Genomic DNA, 14429 nt, shown 5'->3' with positions numbered 1-14429 from the left:
GTGGCTTCCGTTATTCCATGAGAGCTGCAGTTATAATCATTGCAATTGGTTTCATAATGTCTTTATTTTTAGGCTATAAAAAAAATCAGGCTAAAATGTATTCAACGTCAAGTATAAAAAAGTTTTAACTATAATTTATATGCAAAGATGTATAAAGCTAACCTTATCTCATAGTAACACTTGTTACTACTGAACTATTTGCTTGTAAATAAATATATCTAATTCTCTAAATTCATTAACTACTTACTAAAGCACAAAAGGGCATTCAAGATAATTATATATTATGTTGAATGCCCCTTTGATCGTTTAAAACTGAGCAACTTTTTATATGGAATATTTATATTAATAGAAAGTAAAACCTGTGCATTCCATATACTAGGTGGCTGATGCAACCCCATTACAAAAATTGGTAGCGAAGTGGACAATTTCTGTTTGCTATTTTTCATTTAAGTTTTTGTTCCATTGATATAGATACACCATCTCGTGCATTTTGTAAATAATAATTGTTAATCAGCTTGTCCAACTCTTGACTTAAGTAAATTACTTTATAATCAGTAAGATTTTCAGTAATTTGTATTAAATTTTCTAATTTTTCTCTAAATAATCCTATTTCATCATTCATAAATCCTCCTTGGTAATACTATTATTTGTTTATGTCATTTTATCCAAGGTGATTAGGGATCTTAACAGTTCATATAGCACTCATTTAAATTAAACTTAATCTTATATTTTTTATCTAACTTTGCTCTTTTTATAGTATTCTCAATAACTTTATCAAGGTTATCTGAAATAATTATCTTTTCAAAGCCATTCTCCTCTTTGATAAGCATTTACATACACACCTCACCTAATTCTATTTTCAATATTGCTAAAGCTCTTCTCAAATAAACCTTTACAGTTCCCTCGGGTAAATCAAGAACTTCTGATACTTGACTAATAGTCATATCTTCAAGATATTTCAATATAACAATACTTTTAAACCCTTCACTTAATTTATCAATTGAATTATATAGGTCTATATTGCTAGCTATTTTAAATTCTGTGTCTAAGCTTTCATCTTTTGTATTACCGATTTCTTTGTAATCTTCAATATAGATTACTTTATCATCATACTTTAATATGCAGTTACAAGTATTTATAAGAATTCTAATAATCCATGTGTTAAAGAATTTTGGTGTTTTAAGTTCATTCATATTCATGTAAGCCTTATATATGGTTTGACTTACAGCATCTAAAGAATTTTGCTCGTTTTTTAAATACGCAAAAGCAATCCTATACAGCTTTTCTTTACATGTATCTATTGATTTGATAAAAGCTTCATCATCTTGCTCTTGAGTCTTTTTTACTATTATAATTGGGTCCATTTTCATGCCCTCCTTTCTTATACTTATAACACTAATTAGAGCCTTATAAGGTAAAAATAGTTACAATTACATTTGTTTTATTTTACAACATTTATTGAAAAAATTGTTGTGTTTTGTTTTATTTTACTGTATTTTAGGTAATAAAAATGAAGTATGGAACATCTAGCTAGAGCACTTAAAACCTCTCCATGTGATTTATTAGAGGTAGATACGGGGTACAGGTAGTAATGGAACAGAAAACGGCTATAAGCATGTTGAAAAATGTATTTAAAATTTTAATACCTGTTTATCATCAATCTTAAGAATAAAAAAAATATTTGATCTATGTGAGCCATCGCAATGGCACTTGCCCCAATAACATCCAGTTTATATGAATCAAAAAGTATTTTTACTTCTATTGTTTTAGGTTCATTTCCATTTCTAAATCTATGCGATATAATGCAATGTTTTATCTTCACTCTCTTCTATTCTAGCGTGTTTTAAAAGTGCTAAGCAGAGATTATAAACTCTAAATATATGGTCTAAATTATGGGCTGAACAAGTTAATTTGCTTTTAACAATTTCAATAATTTTTTTATGTGTTGTTGTATCTATATTCATTAATGTTAACCCCCTATTGATTAAAATAGTTCTATAAATTATAATACCAAACATATGTTCTTTTGTCAAATTATAGTTTAATGCTAAAATGAATTGCGCTCTGTAAAAGTGTCGTTTATGGTGCTTTCACAAAAAAATACAACAAGATAGGACTCAAGGCCCTTGGAACAGTCAGATAAAAATTTAAGCCGCCATCTACAAATAATTCATATACTACTCTACACAAGCTCAAAATGGAAAATGAAATCATATTCCCCAATAAGTCATCGGAATCTTTTAGAATAATGATTACCCTCCGCTATAAAATATCCGGTTTAATTGTATATGTTTTTTTATCTAATTTTGCTCTTTTTATAACATTTTCAACAATTTTATCAAGTTTATCTGAAATAATTATCTGTTCAAATCCATTTTCCATTTTAGCCGCCATCTATATACACTCCTTACCTAATTTTTTAAACCCCTCACTTAATTTATCAATAGCAGTATACAGGTCTATATTGCTAGCTATTTTAAATTCTGTGTCTAAGCTTTCATTTGTATTATTGATTTCTTTGTAATCTTCAATATAGATTACTTTATTATCATGCTTTAATATGAAGTTACAAGTATTTATAAGAATTCTAATAATCCATGTGTAAAAGGATTTTACTCATTTTTTATACTTATAACACTAATTAGAGCCTTATAAGGTAAAAAAAGTTACAATTTATTTGATTATTCTTTACTATAGTTTTGAAAATCACTTTGATTTATTATCTGTTTTATCAACTAATCGGCGTCGCTATAGGTTATATTTTGCAACAATTTAATTGAAGTGTTATTGTGTTTTGTTTTATTTTGCTGTATTTTAGATAATAAAGAGGAAGTGTTGAAGGTCTAGCTAGTGCACTTAAAACCTCCCCATGTGATTTATTAGAGGTAGATACCTTTAAAAATGAGAATAAAATAAGGTTAAACTGTAAGCGCCTAGAGAAGTAGGTGTAAATCTTACGAGGCTTACAAAATAAAATTATAATAGAATATGAAAAGTGAATAAAAATAGCCTAGCGTATTTGTTAGACTTCTTTAAAAAGCAAAGTGAAAGTAACACGAATATAATTGAGTTACTTTCACATTGAGTCTGTTGATCATTCCTTATTTTTTAGTTTTGTAAATTCAGCAGCTGCTACTGCTACAATTCTACATTGAATTTTTCCCCGCCCCTTGTCTGCTATATAAGACAAGAAGTTGATAAGCATATTGTTTATGGTATAGCCTAGTTTGTTGTCCCCTGTGCTTACTAAAGGGGTATCAATTATTATTGCTTTTATATCTCTTTCAAAGAAGCTTTATTATAATGCGTATCAGAAAACATATAAAATTACATGACACACTTTTTTAACCTATTTAGCGAAACAAATTGTGGTTACAATTTGTTCACGTCCCCCGTGGGGTTTTATGAGCGAAGCGAATTTACTAAATATCATTTCCTAAAATAGAGCACAAAATAAGTTCGTACAAGAGGACCCTAGGTATATTTTTTCATATGTTTTAATGTATTTTTTTCAACTCTGGATACCTGTGCTTGGGATATACCTATTTCATCAGCTACTTCCATTTGAGTTTTCCCATCAAAGAACCTCAAATTGAAGATTAACTTTTCTCTATCTTTTAAATTTTTCATTCCTTCTTTGATTGCTATATTTTCAATCCAACTATTATCTGAATTTTTAATATCTCTTATTTGATCCATTATATAAACTTCATCTCCACCATCATGGTAAATCGGTTGAAATAAAGATACAGGTTCTTGCAAAGCATCCAAAGCAAACACAACATCCTCACGGGGAAGTTCTAGTTCTTTTGCTATTTCAGTTATAGAAGGCTCTTTATTATTCTCATTAACCATTCTATCTCTAACTTGTAACGCTCTATATGCAATATCCCGGAGTGACCTGCTAACTCTTATAGAGTTATTGTCTCTTAAGTATCTTCTTATTTCTCCAATAATCATAGGAACTGCATATGTTGAAAACCTAAGATTTAAACTTAAGTCAAAATTATCAATAGACTTCATTAAACCAATACAACCTACTTGAAATAAATCATCAACGTCTTCTCCTCGAGTATTGAATCGCTTTATCACACTTAAAACTAGTCTTAAGTTTGCTTCAATAAATTCTTCACGACACTGTTGCTCACCATTCTGTATTCTATATAGTAATTCTTTCATTTCTTTTTCTTTTAATTTAGGTAATTTTGAAGTGTTTACACCACTTACCTCTACTTTATTAAACATCATAAGGTCATCATTTCCTTCAGAGTGCTGACTACTTTAAGGATTATATCCTTATGATTTATAAATTATACTAGAGACAACCTTTCAAAGCTTTTTTATTAATACAACGTGAATGCAAAGGTATTATTATCATTTGGTTTAATAAACAGTTAATATGGAATTTAATAGCCGTGTATTGCATACAGTATATTATAGCGTACATAAAAGTAAGCGATAGTTAATAGCCATTCTCCTAAAGAGAGTGGCTATTTTTTTGAATTTTTATATTATCGTATAGTCTCAAATATTTTTAGGACATTATAACTACATGCGTTGTATAAGGTGTGGTTTTTCTATATCACACATGCATTGCCTTATTTTATTCATAAATGTTATCATATCAAAAGGCTTTACAATATAATAATCTGCTCCTAGTAATAGTGCTCTTTGGATTATTTTATCTAGACCAACTGCTGATAGAACTATCACACGAGGCATAAGATTTAAATTCATTTTATTTAGCCTCTCTAAAACTCCTAACCCATCAAGAATAGGCATAATTAGATCAAGGACTATTAAATCAGGTTTCTTTTCTTTAACCAAGTTTAGTGCTTCTACACCATTCTTTGCAATGCCAGTAACAACCATATCCTTTTGAATTGATATATAATCATTTAGAATATTACAAAAATCCTTGTTGTTATCAACTATTAGTATGTTTATTTCAGTCTTATCCATAGTTGTAATCTCCTCTACATATCTTTTAACATTATATGTAAATTCTACAAAGTATTGTAAATACCTCTTTTTTCTAAAAATAAAGTCAAAAATATTACTGAAACAAATAAAAACACCTTGAATCTTTCAATCTATATACAATAAAACATAATATTTATATTGATTTATTTGTAAATATATGTTAAATTTATAACAATAGTTGTATTACAGTATTGTTAAGCTAAAATTTTAGGAGGAAATGTTATGTCTGAATATAAAAGTGATAATCATACTTTAAAAGTAATTCTTTCAGTTGGTATTCCAATAATCATATTATTATTATTTATTGTTACAATAACAACATTAAAAATATTGAGATCAAATTTAATATTATTGCAGTAGTCAGTTACTAAAGTAACCACATACATTCATTTGCTTTAGTTTCAGTATTTTCAAAATGTGTGATGGCATATCTACTTAACGGACTGATTGACCCACCTTGAGGCGAGCCGATTTTACTATTGCTATATTCTCCATTTTCCATTATTCCACATTTTAGCCATTTCTCAATTAATTTCAATATTCTTCTATTGGATATTCTTTGTTTCACTAATACCACCATTAGTTTATCGTAATTTATATTGCCAAAATAATTCTTAATATCAGCATCTAAAACCCACCATCCACTTTTATTACACGCTTTTCTTATGACTTCTAGTGCATCATGGGCACTTCGTTTAACTCTAAATCCTTAGGAATATTCTTTGAAGTCCGCTTCAAATATTGGTTCCATGACAATCTTAGTAACCATTTGAACTATTCTATCCTTTATTATTGGAATGCCAAGTGGTCTTTTACTACCGTCTTTCTTTGGTATATATATTCGTTTTCTTTTGAACACTTTGTCACCACACTTTACACACATAATTTCTTACATGCATAGTGGATAGCTAAAAGGCTCCTTGATGATTACCTTTACTGGACTTTCACCAGTTAGTATAGTCCAGCTTATCTGGACGTGCCCCCCGGGGGGTTTTATGAGCTAAGCGAATTTGCTACTGAATTTGCGTATCCATGCACGCAGCCTGGGCGGCTTAACATCATTTTCTTTACACCAAATAGCCATTGTTTGCCCGCTAGCTTTATAGTCATCCACTCGATGTTGCCACATGAAATTAACTTTTGGTTCTGACATAATAATAACCTCCTTGTTTTGAGGTTATTATCTCATGAATTAAAGTGCATAGGAATGTGGGTAGCATTTAACGCTTACGGTTAAACCGTATATTTTTTTTAAAAAGTTCGTAATGGAAGGGCTTATAGAAAATGTTAAATTGTAAATTGACATGTTAATAATTGTTTGCTATACTAATAATGATAGTCATTATCAGTATTATTATGATGACGTTAGATATTTAAAAACAAGCTAAAAGAACTACTAATATACATAAATAAGGAGGATATTATGGAAAATATATTTAAAAAAAATGGCTTTTTAGAGCAGAAGCGCAATAGAAGATGCAAGGGAAATGGATTTAGAGGACACAGAGGTGCTTCTCAGTGTATTGCAGGAACTTTAGCTAGTGCTAGTATAAATGAAGAATATATAATTAAAGCCGTAGAAATAAATCATGATGAAATGAGAGATTTCTTATTTACACTAGGTTGCTATGAAGGCGAAGCTATAACTGTAATTTCAATTCTTTCAGATCAATATGTTGTTGTTATAAAGGATGCACGGTATAGCATAGATAAAAATTTAGCATCGGGTATTATTATTTAAATATTTTAAAAAAAATATATCATATAGCATTTTAACTGGAATTTTAACCCAGTCGATATTAAAGTAAGATTGTTCTATTATATATAATTCAAACTAAAAAAATGAAAAGGAGATTAATCAAATGAAAATAGCTTTGACGGGAAATCCGAATAGTGGTAAAACCACACTTTTTAATGCTATAACAGGTAAGATGGAACATGTTGGAAACTGGGCAGGTGTTACAATTGAAAAAAAAGAGGGAAATGTTAATAAGGCGTTAAACAAATCTAAGGCTTATATAACTGTTGTCGATTTACCTGGAGCATATTCTATGTCACCATTTACATCAGAAGAGAGTATCACAAGTGACTTTGTCAAGAATGAAAATCCAGATGTTATTATCAATATAATAGATGCCACAAATTTAAGTAGAAGTTTGTTTTTTACAACTCAATTGTTAGAATTGGATATACCTGTAGTTGTTGCATTAAATAAAAGTGACTTATCAAAGAAAAGAGAAACTGAAATAGACTTAAACGAGCTTTCTAAATTACTAGATTGTCCTATAGTCCAAACTGTTTCAACTGCTGGAGGAGAAAATGGATTAAAAGATTTAATATCAGTAGCAGTAGCTACAAAAGGAAAGGCTCAGATCCCTCCTCTTGACACTAAATATGTTGATATTACAGATAAAGCTGCAGTAGATGCTTCTGACAGAAAAAGATACGAAGTAATAAAAGATATTGTACTTAAAGTTGAAAAACGTAAAACTATTAGTAGCACACAGACAAAGCAAGATGCTGCGGATAGAATTTTAGCTCATAAATGGTTTGGACTACCTATATTCGCATTAATTATGTGGGCAGTATTTTCAATATCGCAAACTTATTTGGGAACTTATCTAGCAAATATATTGGTAGGTTGGATTGATGCTTTCTATGGATTGGTAGAAGGTTCACTAGGAGGAAACGTATCGCCTCTTCTTTCTACTTTACTACTCGATGGTATTATAGGTGGAGTTGGTGCTGTAGTAGGATTTTTACCACTTATCATGGTATTATTCCTTTTATTAGCGCTGTTAGAAGACAGTGGATATATGGCTCGTGTTGCAGTAATTATGGATAGATTTTTTAAGAAAGTAGGTCTTTCTGGAAAATCAATTATACCTATGATTATAGGAACTGGTTGTGCTATTCCTGGTATCATGGCTACTAGAACTATTAAAAATGAAAGACAAAGAAGAACAACGGCTATGTTAACACCATTTATGCCATGCGGAGCAAAATTACCTGTTATTGCACTCTTTGCAGGGATATTCTTTAAAGATGCTGCGTGGGTAGGAACTTCAATGTACTTCTTAGCAATATTCCTTATTATAATAAGTGCATTGATTGTAAGAAAAATTACTGGAGACGAAACAACTACGAACTTTATTATGGAATTACCAGAATACAGAATTCCTAGCGTAAAAAGAGCAGCTATCTCTATGTTTGACAGAGCTAAAGCTTTTATTATAAAAGCTTCTACTATAATACTCGTATGTAATGCTCTTGTACAAATTATGCAAACATTTAACTGGCAATTTGAAGTTGTAGCTGAAAGTGCTCAGAACACTAGTATCCTTGCAAGCATTGCCGCTCCTTTTGCATTTATACTTATTCCATTGGGATTTGGAGTATGGCAATTAGCTGCTGCTGCAGTTACAGGATTTATAGCTAAAGAAAATGTCGTAGGAACATTAGCGGTGGTATATAGCATTACTAATTTTATAGATACAGAAGAACTTACCCTTGTCGCAGATGCATCAAGTGTGGCAGGAATAATGGGGCTTACATCAGCAGCTGCATTAGCTTATTTAGCATTTAACTTGTTTACCCCGCCTTGTTTTGCAGCTATTGGTGCAATGAATGCTGAGATGGAATCAAAGACATGGGTATTTGGTGCAGTTGGTTTCCAATTAGCTATGGGTTATGTCGTAGCATTTATTATCTATCAGGTTGGGACCCTTATAGAAAGTGGTTCTGTTGGAACCGGATTTTCACCTGGGCTTATAGCTGTTGTAGCGATAGTAGCTTATATTGGATATTTAATGAAAAAGGGATCTCAAAAGGATAGTGAACTTATTTTAAAAGCATAGGAGGTATTACAGTGGGTGATATATTAGTCGTCATTATTATTTTAGCAATTCTAGGTGGAGCTATATACAAGCTTTATTGGAATAAAAAAAACAATATAAAGTGTTCGGGTTGTCCTTCTTGTCCATTAAATGGCACATGCCATAGTGCGAAACTAAAAGAATAGAAAGATATAGCATATAATCTAAACAGCCTTTTAGCCTCTACTAGACGATAGTAGAGGCTTTGTGGGCACAAACTGGTCGGTGAAAGTCCCATACCGGGGTGGGGGTGATAGTGCTAACTGTTATTCTAAGACAATGGTGTTCACCGTGAAGCAAAATCTGAAAGAAGTCAGTAGTAAAACTTCGACCTGAGGTACACGAGCTAGTTTATCTTCTAAATCTAAATCAAATGCTATATTTTCTTTTGTTTATTAGTATATTTTACTAGTATTTCTTTTATATTTAAATATTTTATATTTAAAATCCCAACCATTGAAGCAATTATATTGTCACATTTGCTTTCAGTAATTTTATGTTTTCCATTTAGTTTATAATATTTAAATAAGGATTTAAAAATGTAAATAACACTATCACTGATAATTTACCCAAGACTTCCTCTAATTTTCCCCATTTTAACTATCCATTCATGTAGGATCTTTTGTTCTTCTTCTCCATCATTAAATATATCTTTTTGTTTGCCTATTAAATGTAAAATTATTGGACGTGTTGATTTCAAAAGTGTATGGTAGAATTCATCTTCATCATAGCTTTGTATATCTAATATTTTACTAGCTAAAATAAAATCTTCCTTATATTCTATTCGAGCGTTTTCAGGCATTATTCCTTTTGATACCTTAAGGTTTACATATTTAGCTGCGAATAGTAAATCAATTTTTATCTGAGGATAAAAATCTAAAAGTTTCTTGATTCCTTCTTTACCATATTTATCTTCAACTTCCTTTAACCCTCTCCCAACACCTATAAATTCAGGTGGCGCACCTATTGTATACAATGAAGCAGTAAAAGAAATTGCTCTAGGTACAGAACAATGTATGTCTGTGTTTATGCTAAGCAGATCTTCTTTTAACTTTTCATCTTTAACTAATTCGGCAATTTCAATCATATTAGCAACTTCTCTAACATATTCTAACCCTGTCTTTGTACTTGATAATCTATCACGGTTTTTAGGGATATATTTAGCAATAAATTCAATAGTATCAACAATTTTTATGAAGGTTTCAGTGTAATATTTAGTGAAAATTCCTATAAATTCTTTAATTAATTCCATATCTTCATGAGAGAACTTTCTTGCCTCATGTTTTTCTACATTTGATTTAAGGTTATTCACAACTTCTTTTGTTTTTTCTTCACCATGGTCATATCTTAACCCTGATTGTATTGTAAAAGTCTTTATACCAGCATAAGTTTCATATATGTTATCTATGTTTTCCTCAGTAAAATGACCTCTAAAAGGTAATGCACCACAGCCTAAAATAGGGGCGACTTCAACCTTATTTAAAACTCCCCATTGATGTGATTTGTTAATTGCAATACGTACAGCTAAAACTGATGAAATCATTCCATATGACATGGCAGAATCTGATCTTGCAAACATTATCCTCAAATTTTGAATTGAATACCCTTGACTAATAGAGTTTTTATAATATTCATCTAAAATCAAGTCTACATTAACTAATGCTGGAACACTCTCAATAAGAGGAATTATTTTGATACTGTTCAATGGAAATTTAATATCATAATTTTTATTTCCTAATTCTACAACTGAATTTATTCTTTGTTGAAGTTGTATAATTTCTTGGCCTGTCTCAATCATTGGCACAATAGTTTCATTTATTGCTTGCACAGAAGTGTGTTTAAATGCTAGAATATTAGTCTCAACTAGTGACATAATACTCATTAGTTGCCTAAAAACAGATTCTTTTTTTGCATTTGGAATTCTTGGTGTTATGAATACATCTTTCCCAGGTATTATGCCTATATTTATTAGTCCTAATGCTATCTGTGATGTCTGATGGTATGGTGTAAGTTTTCCTTCAAAATCTATCATAATTTCTTCAATGCCGAGTCCGCCATCTTCTTGACAAGTTAATCCCTCAAATGCTTCTTCTGGTTCTTGTTGAATTGTTATATATTTATCTGCGTTGTCAGGATGTTGAGTCGCCATACTACTTGGATAACTTCTAATTTTAACCACTCCTTAAAAATTCTATTTTTATACTACTCAGTGATTTTTTCAATTTTAAACTGCATTCTCCACAGAGTTATGTAATACGGTTATATGCCCAATTTTCTTTAAATGTTTAGACTCTGACTTACCATATAAGTGCAGCTAATTTACACTTTTACTTAAGTATATATCTAATATATATATGTTCCTTATATCCATTTGATTACCTATTTTATTTTATTAGCAAAACAAATTGTGGTTACAATTTGTTCACGTCCCCCGAGGGTTTTTATGAGCTAAGCGAATTTGCTATTGTCAAAATTTAAGTTTAACTAAAATCCGCCACCGCTAATAGCGGTTTAGTTCTAGTAAAAAGTGACGAACCAATAGTTGAACAAAGTTAAATATTTTAAAGCAGAGTATTTTTAGAGGGGTGATATTATGGTAAACATTCTTGCAGTTGCAGGTCCAAATTCAAAATATAAGTTACCCTATTCTCAGCCTGCTGGATTTTGGGCTGGTTTATGGCATGGATTAATAGTACCTATTACATTTTTAGTATGCATATTTAACCCTAATGTACGAATTTATGAAACTAATAACAGAGGTCGTTTATATGATTTGGGATTTCTAATTGGGGCTTCGAGTTGAATTGGAGAAAGTAGTTCTAGAGCGGGGCAATAGATTTCTGTTAAGGAACATTCGTAAAGTAGACTAAAGTGTAGCAACAGTAATATAATATGGAGAATTAGAATATGAAAAAAACATGTAATCAATGCCAGACCGAAATGATAGAGAATTACAAAGTTGAATCTTTTGGTGGAATTAGGGTGTTTTTGCCTATCCCCCCGAAAAGGTATGTTAGCATGTTAATGAGAGCAGTACCAGTATTACACATACTTGAAAATAATATTTAATAATTTTAAACCATGAATGTTACATAACTTAAATATTGGTATTGATAAGTAACGTTCATTTTGCAATTTTAATTTAAACTCTTGTAAAGCGTTGATAAATCAAGGAACCGAAAGTTACACAAGTATATTGTGTAACTTTCAAAATACTCAAAATCCACATTAATAATATGTTTTGCCACTAATATACGTTTTTGGCGGGATAAGTAAAACTACCCTTCTTGGAAAAAATATAAAAATGAAGTAATTTCAAATGCAAGTATATGATTATGAGTAATTTTTATAAAAAGTTCCTGTTCCAATCATATCTAAACATTACTTGAATAATCGTATTACTCCGATAATTCAGATTCCCCCTCACGGAGGACACCCTTGTCTTAAGCTAACGGTTGGCACTATCAGCCCACGTATCGGACTTTCACCGACGAGTAACCGCCCATGCCGGACACACTAAAAATACAGACTGCATAGGATGCAGTCTGTATTTTTAGTGTGAGTTTATTTTTTGATTTTCACTACTTTTCCAGCTTTAACGTAAGCTTCAAACTTTTCTACTGCATCTTTGGGAACATAAACATCTTTAAGATTATAAATCTTACCATCTTCTGAAATGCATACAGTGACTCCTTCAAAGTCAACTTTTTCACCATTAAATTCACCTACATTTGTGAATCCATTTAATTTCATAGTTTGTCCATTTTTACTTGCAATAATAAAAGGATTATCAATATCAGAAACATCTAATGTAACCGTGGCTCCAACCTTTTTAAAAGTTTCTTCAGCATTTTGGAATAATTTTTGTGTTGCATTTTTAAGATTTAATCCCATTACTCTGGCCATGTATTCATTTATGTCGGTATTATCTACAACACCAGTTAACTTCTCTATATTTTTGGGTGCATAGTTGTAAAGTGCTACATCGCCACCTGTATGACCACCAGTGGTCCATCCAACTCCGAAATTTTTGCTTAATACTTTATTTAAGTTGCCTTCTTTAATTGCTGCTATTTCACTTGCGATTAATTTTTCTAAACCATAGTATTTTTTTACATCAGCAATAATTTTACTATCTTCTGCTCCTTTTAATAAAGTTGCAACCTTATCAGTTGTTTCATTTACTTTTGTTATCTTCATAAGATAATCTTCAAAAGATATTGAAGGATAATCTTTTCCTATATCTTTTCCAATTTTATCGTATCCAATAGTCATGCCGCCAGTTCCATGATCCGCAGCAACAACAACTACAGTATTTCTATCTTTCTTAGCAAAGTCAACTGCAGCTTGTACTGCTTTGTCAAATGAAATAGTGTCACTTACTACCCCAGTAGGATCATTAGCATGTGCAGCCCAATCAATCTTACTGCCTTCAACCATTAAGAAGAATCCCTTCTTATCTTTTGAAAGAATATCCAGTGATTTTTTTGTCATGTCCTCTAAGGAAGGTTGGGTTGGTTCTGATTCTTTATCAAAATCATATTTTAGTGATGCGTCTGCAAACATACCCCATACCTTATTTGTTTTTAATTTATCCATCTCATCCTTTGTAGTTACGTACGAATAATCCATATCTTTTAGATTTTCTCTTAAATCTACTCCATCATTTCTAACTGCCGATTCACCTTCAGCTACATTTGCATCAGATGATAAAAGTCTATCTCCTCCAGCAAACATAACATCCAATCCGCCGTAAACTTGTTGTTTCATTATAGAATTATATTGTGCTCTGTTTGCAACATGTGCTGTAAAATCTGCTGGAGTTGCATGCATTGACTCAGCAGTTGCAACAATACCTGTAGCTTTTCCTGATAATTTAGCTGCTTCTAATATAGAAGCTAAAGGACGATTGCCTTTATCACCTGGTAATACTCCAACATGTTTATCATCAGTTTTCTGTCCTATAGCATAAGCTGTACCTCCTGGTGCAGAATCTGTTATAGGACCATCCACCCAATGTGTTCTAACAAGTCCTGTTTGAATCTTGTCTAATGCAAGAAAATCATTTCCTGCTACTCCATCTATTTTTAGATCGTTGTGCCATCTTGCCAGTGTTGTTATCTCAATACTCATACCATCTGGTATCATCATAATTACATTTTTAGCCTTTTTAGATTGCTGTTCTTTTGCTAATACAGTATTAGAAGCCTTAAAGACAGGTTGTCCTACTCCTAGTGAAAATTGCCCTACTAACATAGCGGTACAAATTACGACTGAAATTTTGTTTTTACCTTTTACCATTAATTAATTCCCCCTAAAGTAGAATATTTTTACAATTTATCTGCCTTTATAATATATTTAAAAACATTTTTTGTCAAGAAATAAAAAATACTAATTAAACAGGTGCAGATTGCATATTAAAAATGTTATATTCTATACCTTCATTAGAAAGTAAAACCTGTGCGTATACACTTCCATATTTTACAACAGGGTCGTATCAGCCGACTAATAAATGTAAAATTTCTATAAAGATTATATTGTGTAATTAGGGTCACACCAACATTAGATGCC

17 protein-coding genes and 3 pseudogenes are annotated in these 14429 nt (G+C 31.0%); 6 read left to right on the top strand and 14 right to left on the bottom strand.

What is annotated here, in order from left to right:
• Positions 1-281: 281 nt before the first annotated feature.
• The 8 genes and pseudogenes from ACREVX_RS04275 to ACREVX_RS04240 all read right to left on the bottom strand — a co-directional run.
• On the bottom strand, positions 282-446 hold the full coding sequence (locus tag ACREVX_RS04275; RefSeq protein ID WP_431542926.1) for a hypothetical protein: 165 nt from the start codon (positions 444-446) through the stop codon (positions 282-284).
• Positions 443-622, bottom strand: coding sequence for an aspartyl-phosphate phosphatase Spo0E family protein (locus ACREVX_RS04270; RefSeq protein WP_431542925.1), 180 nt, complete (start codon positions 620-622; stop codon positions 443-445). Before ACREVX_RS04270 ends, ACREVX_RS04275 begins: the two co-directional genes overlap by 4 nt.
• A 61-nt stretch (positions 623-683) precedes the next feature.
• Entirely contained in the window at positions 684-830 is a 147-nt protein-coding gene (locus ACREVX_RS04265) for a hypothetical protein (protein WP_431542924.1), read from the bottom strand.
• On the bottom strand, positions 831-1364 hold the full coding sequence (locus ACREVX_RS04260; RefSeq protein WP_431542923.1) for a sigma-70 family RNA polymerase sigma factor: 534 nt from the start codon (positions 1362-1364) through the stop codon (positions 831-833).
• Positions 1365-1699: 335 nt separating this feature from the next.
• Positions 1700-1964: pseudogene (locus ACREVX_RS04255) on the bottom strand (HD domain-containing protein); the annotation flags it as partial.
• 298 nt (positions 1965-2262) lie between these two features.
• On the bottom strand, positions 2263-2394 hold the full coding sequence (locus tag ACREVX_RS04250) for a hypothetical protein (RefSeq protein WP_431542922.1): 132 nt from the start codon (positions 2392-2394) through the stop codon (positions 2263-2265).
• Positions 2395-3474: 1080 nt separating this feature from the next.
• On the bottom strand, positions 3475-4248 hold the full coding sequence (gene sigG / locus ACREVX_RS04245) for an RNA polymerase sporulation sigma factor SigG (RefSeq protein ID WP_431542921.1): 774 nt from the start codon (positions 4246-4248) through the stop codon (positions 3475-3477).
• A 345-nt stretch (positions 4249-4593) separates the two neighbouring features.
• Positions 4594-4962 (bottom strand): annotated as a pseudogene (locus tag ACREVX_RS04240) (response regulator); the annotation flags it as partial.
• A gap of 243 nt (positions 4963-5205) precedes the next feature.
• On the opposite strand from ACREVX_RS04240, the gene ACREVX_RS04235 reads away from it, so the two are divergent.
• Positions 5206-5343, top strand: a complete 138-nt coding sequence (locus ACREVX_RS04235; RefSeq protein ID WP_431542920.1) for a hypothetical protein — start codon at positions 5206-5208, stop codon at positions 5341-5343.
• A gap of 7 nt (positions 5344-5350) precedes the next feature.
• Here the strand turns inward: ACREVX_RS04235 and ACREVX_RS04230 are convergent.
• From ACREVX_RS04230 to ACREVX_RS04220, 3 genes and pseudogenes are all read right to left on the bottom strand, one after another.
• Positions 5351-5680 (bottom strand): annotated as a pseudogene (locus ACREVX_RS04230) (reverse transcriptase domain-containing protein); the annotation flags it as partial.
• 12 nt (positions 5681-5692) lie between these two features.
• On the bottom strand, positions 5693-5842 hold the full coding sequence (locus tag ACREVX_RS04225) for a hypothetical protein (RefSeq protein WP_431542919.1): 150 nt from the start codon (positions 5840-5842) through the stop codon (positions 5693-5695).
• Positions 5843-5983: 141 nt separating this feature from the next.
• A complete protein-coding gene (locus ACREVX_RS04220; RefSeq protein ID WP_431542929.1) occupies positions 5984-6067 on the bottom strand; it encodes a hypothetical protein in 84 nt (27 codons plus the stop codon).
• A 339-nt stretch (positions 6068-6406) separates the two neighbouring features.
• Here ACREVX_RS04220 and ACREVX_RS04215 point away from each other — a divergent pair, with 339 nt between their 5' ends.
• From ACREVX_RS04215 to ACREVX_RS04205, 3 genes are all read left to right on the top strand, one after another.
• Positions 6407-6724 carry a FeoA family protein gene (locus ACREVX_RS04215; RefSeq protein WP_431542918.1) on the top strand — a complete coding sequence of 106 codons (318 nt, stop codon included), beginning with the start codon at positions 6407-6409 and terminating at the stop codon, positions 6722-6724.
• A gap of 121 nt (positions 6725-6845) precedes the next feature.
• Positions 6846-8840, top strand: a complete 1995-nt coding sequence (feoB, locus tag ACREVX_RS04210) for a ferrous iron transport protein B (protein WP_431542917.1) — start codon at positions 6846-6848, stop codon at positions 8838-8840.
• Between the two features lie 11 nt (positions 8841-8851).
• Entirely contained in the window at positions 8852-9004 is a 153-nt protein-coding gene (locus tag ACREVX_RS04205) for a FeoB-associated Cys-rich membrane protein (protein WP_431542916.1), read from the top strand.
• 419 nt (positions 9005-9423) lie between these two features.
• Here the strand turns inward: ACREVX_RS04205 and ppcA are convergent, their stop codons facing one another.
• Positions 9424-11007, bottom strand: coding sequence for a phosphoenolpyruvate carboxylase (gene ppcA, locus ACREVX_RS04200; RefSeq protein WP_431542928.1), 1584 nt, complete (start codon positions 11005-11007; stop codon positions 9424-9426).
• Positions 11008-11082: 75 nt separating this feature from the next.
• A complete protein-coding gene (locus ACREVX_RS04195) occupies positions 11083-11172 on the bottom strand; it encodes a hypothetical protein (RefSeq protein ID WP_431542927.1) in 90 nt (29 codons plus the stop codon).
• Between the two features lie 279 nt (positions 11173-11451).
• Here ACREVX_RS04195 and ACREVX_RS04190 point away from each other — a divergent pair, with 279 nt between their 5' ends.
• Positions 11452-11661 (top strand): hypothetical protein, encoded by a 210-nt coding sequence (locus ACREVX_RS04190; RefSeq protein WP_431542915.1) that lies wholly within the window; start codon positions 11452-11454, stop codon positions 11659-11661.
• Between the two features lie 104 nt (positions 11662-11765).
• The gene (locus tag ACREVX_RS04185) at positions 11766-11927 is read left to right on the top strand and encodes a hypothetical protein (RefSeq protein WP_431542914.1); all 162 of its coding nucleotides are present in this window, start codon (positions 11766-11768) and stop codon (positions 11925-11927) included.
• Between the two features lie 495 nt (positions 11928-12422).
• Here the strand turns inward: ACREVX_RS04185 and ACREVX_RS04180 are convergent, their stop codons facing one another.
• Positions 12423-14159, bottom strand: coding sequence for an alkaline phosphatase (locus tag ACREVX_RS04180; RefSeq protein WP_431542913.1), 1737 nt, complete (start codon positions 14157-14159; stop codon positions 12423-12425).
• Positions 14160-14429 lie beyond the last annotated feature (270 nt).

Origin of the sequence: Clostridium sp. (genome assembly GCF_050717545.1) — a bacterium.
Lineage (GTDB): Bacteria > Bacillota > Clostridia > Clostridiales > Clostridiaceae > Clostridium_AD.
This window is presented reverse-complemented; position numbering and strand designations above follow the sequence as displayed.